This is a genomic window from Polaromonas sp. P1_E3 (assembly GCF_056405935.1).
In genome coordinates, this window is sequence record NZ_JBFUBD010000163.1 from 1 (window position 1) to 6,035 (window position 6,035).

The 6,035-nt window shown below is 62.4% G+C and carries 6 protein-coding genes; 2 read left to right on the forward strand and 4 right to left on the reverse strand.

Annotated features, from left to right (window positions below):
* The 4 genes from AC1D0Z_RS14690 to AC1D0Z_RS14705 form a co-directional block, all read right to left on the reverse strand.
* Positions 1-337: DUF993 family protein (locus AC1D0Z_RS14690; RefSeq protein WP_477658964.1), on the reverse strand; the 337-nt coding region annotated here is incomplete at its 3' end.
* A 62-nt stretch (positions 338-399) separates the two neighbouring features.
* Positions 400-1,563, reverse strand: a complete 1,164-nt coding sequence (locus AC1D0Z_RS14695; protein ID WP_477658965.1) for a Gfo/Idh/MocA family protein — start codon at positions 1,561-1,563, stop codon at positions 400-402.
* 89 nt (positions 1,564-1,652) lie between these two features.
* Entirely contained in the window at positions 1,653-2,633 is a 981-nt protein-coding gene (locus tag AC1D0Z_RS14700) for a Bug family tripartite tricarboxylate transporter substrate binding protein (RefSeq protein WP_477658966.1), read from the reverse strand.
* Positions 2,634-2,792: 159 nt separating this feature from the next.
* The gene (locus AC1D0Z_RS14705; RefSeq protein WP_477658967.1) at positions 2,793-3,443 is read right to left on the reverse strand and encodes a TetR/AcrR family transcriptional regulator; all 651 of its coding nucleotides are present in this window, start codon (positions 3,441-3,443) and stop codon (positions 2,793-2,795) included.
* 292 nt (positions 3,444-3,735) lie between these two features.
* Here AC1D0Z_RS14705 and AC1D0Z_RS14710 point away from each other — a divergent pair, with 292 nt between their 5' ends.
* Together AC1D0Z_RS14710 and AC1D0Z_RS14715 are read left to right on the forward strand one after the other, a co-directional pair.
* Positions 3,736-4,044, forward strand: coding sequence for a hypothetical protein (locus AC1D0Z_RS14710; protein ID WP_477658968.1), 309 nt, complete (start codon positions 3,736-3,738; stop codon positions 4,042-4,044).
* 146 nt (positions 4,045-4,190) lie between these two features.
* Positions 4,191-5,903 carry a thiamine pyrophosphate-binding protein gene (locus tag AC1D0Z_RS14715; protein WP_477658969.1) on the forward strand — a complete coding sequence of 571 codons (1,713 nt, stop codon included), beginning with the start codon at positions 4,191-4,193 and terminating at the stop codon, positions 5,901-5,903.
* Positions 5,904-6,035: the final 132 nt, after the last annotated feature.

Below are 6,035 nucleotides of genomic sequence, written 5' to 3' on the forward strand. Positions count from 1 at the left end.
CACCCGGCACGTCTTTGGCGGCGTCCAGCGAACGGCGGATCAACTCCAGCGAGGTCGGCCAGTCCAGGCCCATGCCGCGCTGCGCCGTGTCCATGGCTTCGGCCACGCCCAAGCCCAGTGACCACAGGTGGCGGCGGTAGGCGATGGTCGTGTCCCAGTCGATTGCGCAGTTGATCCAGGGATCGACCGCGGCCAGCGGGTCGGCCACCACGTGGGCGGCCGAGTAGGCAATGCGGTTGAATTTCAGTCCAGCCGCAGGTTTAACGGGAGTGGTACCGCGCAGCGTATAAGGCTGCAGGCCGCCCGTCGCAACGGGCAGGGTAAGGGTTAAAGCCATGGAATCTACCTTTTATATGCAAAATATGCCTCTAGCCCTTATCCGACGGGCGCAAGCAGCTATCAAACTTGTAGCGCCGGTACATCCACCCAGCGGCGCTCTTTCCAGCTTTCGAGCGCGGCTTCGACCAGCTGCACGCCTTTGGCGCCTTCGGGCAGCGTCCATTTGTAGGGCTCGTTTTCGACCACGTGGCGGATGAAGTGCTCCCACTGGATCTTGAAACCGTTGTCGTAGGTTTGTGAGTCCGGCACTTCCTGCCATTGATCGAAGAAGTTCATGGTCTGCTTTTCGTCGGGGTTCCAGACCGGGCGCGGTGTGGTCACACGCGACTGGGCCCGGCACGACGACAGGCCGGCGACAGCCGAGCCGTGCGTGCCATCGACGTGGAAGGTGACCAGGTCGTCGCGGCGCACGCGTGTCGCCCAGGACATATTCATCTGGGCAATGACGGGTTCGCCGTTGTGGCCGACCAGCTCCGCCGTGGCATAGGCCGCGTCGTCGGCGGTGGCCTTGTATGGCTTGCCTGTTTCATCCCAGCGTTCGGGAATATGGGTGGCGCCTATGCAGGAGATGGACTTGACCTCGCCGAACAGGTTGTCCAGCACGTAGCGCCAGTGGCACATCATGTCCAGGATCATGCCGCCGCCGTCTTCGGTGCGATAGTTCCAGCTCGGGCGCTGGATGGGTTGCAGGTCGCCTTCAAAAACCCAATAGCCGAACTCAAGCCGCACCGACAGCATCTTGCCGAAGAAGCCGGCGCGTCGCAGCATGTCGAGCTTGCGCAGGCCGGGCAGGAAGAGCTTGTCCTGCACGGCGCCGTGTTTGAGCCCGGACTTTTCAGCCAGGCGCGCAATTTCCACGGCCTCGTTGAGGTTGGTGGCGATCGGCTTTTCGCAATACACATGCTTGCCGGCGCGGATGGCCTTGGCCAGCAGCGTCGGGCGCATCTGCGTGGTGCCTGCATCGAAGAAGATAGTGTCGTCCTTGTTCTTAAGCGCCTCGTCCAGGTCGGTGCCCCAGCGTGCAATGCCGTGGGCCTTGGCCAGGGCTTCAATCTTCTCGGCATTGCGTCCGATCAGGATCGGGTCGGGCATGACTTTGTCACCGTTGGAGAGCGTGACGCCGCCCTGTTTGCGGATCGCGACGATGGAGCGGATCAGATGCTGGTTCATGCCCATGCGCCCGGTGACGCCGTGCATGATGAGTCCTAGTCGTTGAGTAGCCATGGAGTCCTTTGAGAAGGTGAAAAATGCAGCGGCCTACCCTGGTCCGGCCGGGGATATAGGAGAGAGGGACGCTGCGGGGAAACTAAACGTTATTGGGTCGGCTGCAGGCCGGCGGCCTTGACGAGGACAGCATTGCTCTTGATTTCGTCCTTGATATAAGCGTCGAACTGCTCGGGCGAGAGTGTCCAGGCGTCGGCCCCCAGGGCAGCGAAGCGCTCCTTGACTTCGGGCGTGTTCAGGGCTTTGACCACTTCGTCGTGCAGGCGGTTGACGATGTCGCGCGGCGTCTTGCCGGGGGCCATCATGCCGATCCAGAAGTTGAACTCCGAACCCGGAACGCCGGCTTCCGCCGTGGTGGGGACCTGGGGCAGGGCGCTGGCGCGCTTGGGTGAACCGACTGCAAGTGCGACGAGCTGGCCGTTCTTGATCTGGCCGATCACCGGTGCGATCGGCGAGAAGTAGTAGTCGACGCGGCCTGCAATCACTTCGGTCACGGCTTCGCCGGATCCCTTGAAGGGAATGTTGGTGGCCTCAATTTTGGCGGCGAGCTTGAATTTCTCCGCATTGAGGTGAGTGGCACTGCCCTGGCCGGCCGAGGCAAAGTTCATGCTGCCGGGCTTGGCACGCGCGGCGGCCAGCAGCTCCTGAAGTGTCTTGATGTTCTTCGACGGTGACATCACCAGCACATTGGGCGTGCTCGAGATCGGCGTCACACCCACGAAGTCGCCTGTGGTGTCGAAGGGCAGCTTGGTGAAGGTGGAGGGGCTGACCGTGTGCGAGGACGAATGGATCATGATGGTGTAGCCGTCCGGCGCGGYTGTGGCCACAGCCTGTTGGCCGATGGTGCCGCTGGCGCCGCCGCGGTTGTCGATCACCAGCGTCTGGCCCATGCTCTGGCTCATTTTGTCGGTGATGGCGCGGGCAATGATGTCGGTGGTACTGCCTGCGGCAAAAGGCACGATGACGCGGATGGGTTTGTTGGGGTAAGCGCCCTGGGCGCCTGCCACCAGGGGTGACAGCGCGGCCAGGCAGGTGAGGCAGGCCAGCGAGGCGCGACGTGTGAATTTCATGTACTTGTCTCCTGAAAAGGGGTCATTGAAGGACTGCGAAAGACCTGTGCATGCCGCCGGTGTTGTTGGGTACCGGAATGCAGTTTACTCGTAATTCACCATTAAGTGAATTACGAATTGTAAAAATGGCCTTGTCGCTGCGTCAATGACTGCCCGGAATCAGTTTCTAAGGACATACCCTAGGATGACCTCGCACATGTGCGAGAGCCGTTCGTGGCGGGCTTTGGGTGTCATGAGGTCACGCCCGAAAATGGCCGACAGCGTGTGGTTGTTCGACAGGTAGAAATACGACATCCCGGCGATGGATACGTAAAGTTGCACCGGGTCGATACCGCCGCGAAACAGCCCGTCGGCACGCCCGCGTTCGAGGATTTCCGCCAGCGTCTGAACCAGCGGGGAGTTCATTTCCTGCACGCGGCTGGACATGGCCAGATGCCGCCCCTGATGCAGGTTTTCACTGTTGAGAAGCGTCAAAAACTCCGGGTGGGCAATGTAGTATTCCCAGGTGAATTCCGTGAGGCGGCGTATCGCCTGTGCCGGATCCATGTCGCGCAGATGCAGTTCTGTTTCCGCCTCGCGGATGTCGGCGTAGGCGTTTTCCAGCACTGCCAGGAAGAGCTCGTCCTTGCTCTTGAAGTAGTAGTAGATCAGGCGTTTATTGACATCAGCGCGCTCGGCAATCCGGTCGACCCGCGCACCGCCCAGGCCGTGTTGCGCGAACTCGTCGCGGGCGGCCAGGAGGATGGCCAATTGGGAGCGGTCGGCATCGCGAGAGCGGGGTTCGGCGGGCTTTGTTTTGAGGGTCGACATGTCCGGAATTTAACTGTTTAGTGAATTAAAGCAAGGAAACTTGGCCCACCCCCGTTCAGGCTCACTTCGTGTAGCCTGCTCCACCCTCAGGGGGCGTGCCTGCGGCCCGGCAAAGCCGGTTCCGCGGCCCCTGCTGGTGAAGAGTGGCGTGCGGTGGGCTGGGGGCTCTGAGGGTTAGGGCTACAGGCTACGCGGGGGCGCGCCTTCACCACTATCGTTCGGTGCGCCACCGCATCATAATGATTCAGGCCGTGGCCATTCGCGCCTGGGCCGCAAGCCAGAGGAGGTGGATATGAGCAACTCGAACACACCAAAAGACGGCGACTTCGCAAACTGGGTAGACCAGAAGGCTGAGGCGCTCAAATTTGAACTGGGTGAAAAATTCCCGGTACCGCCATCCGAACTGCATTCTCCCTCGGTGCATGTAGAGACCGGCCGGCAGAAGCTGGAAGAAGTACTCCTCGAACACGAGGAGCCGACGCAGGAGTTCCTCGACGAATTGGCCGCCCTCGAATCGGCCCCGCCGCTGAGCGACGAAGAGCTGGCGCGCCAGGCCTTGGCCGCCGGCGGTGATGACGGCGACGCGGCCACACCAGAATAAGCACAGCGATCCGGGAGCTCTGTCTTCACCAGCCTGAGCCGCGGAACTGGCTTTGCCAGGCCGCAGGCGGACGGCCCCCTCGGGGGGCAGCGACCCACACGAAGTGGGGGAGCGTGGGGGTCACGTTCCAGCGGCACAATAGGCTCATGAGCACCTCCCAACTTGCCGGCCACCTTCTCGTCGATTGCCTTCTGGCCCAGGGCGTTACCCATGCGTTTGGTGTACCCGGCGAAAGCTACCTGGCGGTGCTTGACGGCCTGCATGCACGGCAGGACAAGATTCAGTTCGTCACTTGCCGGCAAGAGGGCGGCGCAGCCTTTATGGCGGAGGCGCACGGCAAGCTGACGGGGCGGCCCGGCGTATGCATGGTCACGCGCGGGCCGGGCGCCACAAATGCGTCCATCGGTGTGCACACCGCCTTCCAGGACTCAACCCCCATGGTGCTGCTGGTGGGCGACGTGGCCAGTGACTGCCGCGACCGTGAAGCCTTTCAGGAGGTGGACTACGCCAGCTTCTTCGGGCCCAGCACCAAAGGCTTTGCCAAGCGTGTGGAGCGCATCGACGATGCCGACCGCATCCCGGAGTACGTGGCGCGCGCATTCGCCACTGCCATGAACGGCCGGCCTGGCCCGGTGGTACTGGTCTTGCCGGAGGACATGCTGACGCGCATGACGGCCGCGCAGCCGCTACCGCGTGTGGAGGCTGTGCAGGCCTGGAGCGACCCGGGCTCGCTGCGCACGCTGCGCGAGATGCTGCTCAAGTCCGAGCGCCCGTTGGTCATCGCGGGCGGCGGCGGCTGGACGCCGCAGTCGGCTCAGGCGCTGCAGCGCTTTGCCGAGAACTGGAAGTTGCCGGTGGGCAATGCGTTTCGATTCCAGGACACCTTTGACAACCACCATCCGCTCTATGCAGGCGATGTGGGCATCGGCCTGAACCCGAAGCTGGCCGCGCGTGTGAAGGCTAGCGACCTCATCATTGCCATCGGGCCGCGCCTGGGCGAGATGACGACGGGCAACTACACGCTGCTGGAGGCGCCCCGGCCGAAACAGAAGCTGGTCCACATCCACGCCAGCGCGGAGGAGCTCAACCGCGTTTACCAGGCCGACCTGGCGATCAACGCCACCATGAATGCGGCTGCACGCTCACTGGAGGTGTTGACGGCGCCGGTGACGGTGGCCTGGGAGGCCTGGACGGCGTCAGCCAACGAGGACTACCTGGAAAATCTGAAGCCGACAGCAAACGCCAACCTGCCCGGCGACATCGACATGCCGGCCATTGTCGGCATGCTGCAAAAGCATTTGCCGGCCGATGCGGTGCTGACCAACGGTGCGGGCAACTTCGCCAGCTGGGTGCATCGGTTCTTTCAGCACCACGGCCTCGTCAAGGGCCACAAGACCCAGTTGGCGCCCACCGTGGGGGCCATGGGTTACGGCGTGCCTGCGGGCATCGCTGCGGCCATCACCACCGGCCGGGTGGCTTTCACCATCGCGGGTGACGGTGACTTTTTGATGAATGGCCAGGAGCTGGCCACGGCCGTGCAGCACGGCGCCAAAAGCATCATCGTGCTGCTCAACAACGGCATGTACGGCACGATCCGCATGCACCAGGAGCGGGAGTACCCAACACACCAAAGTGGTTCAGGACTGAACAACCCGGATTTTGCCGCGTTGGCGTGCGCGTACGGTTATGCCGGTGTGCGCATCACACGCACCGCAGAGTTTGAGTCGGAATTGCTGGCGGCGCTGGCTCGCAAGGAGGGCACGGTGATTGAAGTCACGCTGGACCCCGAAGTCATCACCACGCGCGGCACACTGACGTCCATCACGCAGGGTGCCCAAGCACGTTTGCTATCAAAATAGGAGCTGCTTGCGCTTGTCCCTATTGGTCTGGAGGCCAATTCAATAGGTAAAAGTAAAAAGGCCGGGGTAACCCGGCCTTTTTTGTGGCGGCAGCTTCCTGGTGAAGCTGCCTGAACCTGTCGAGGATTACTC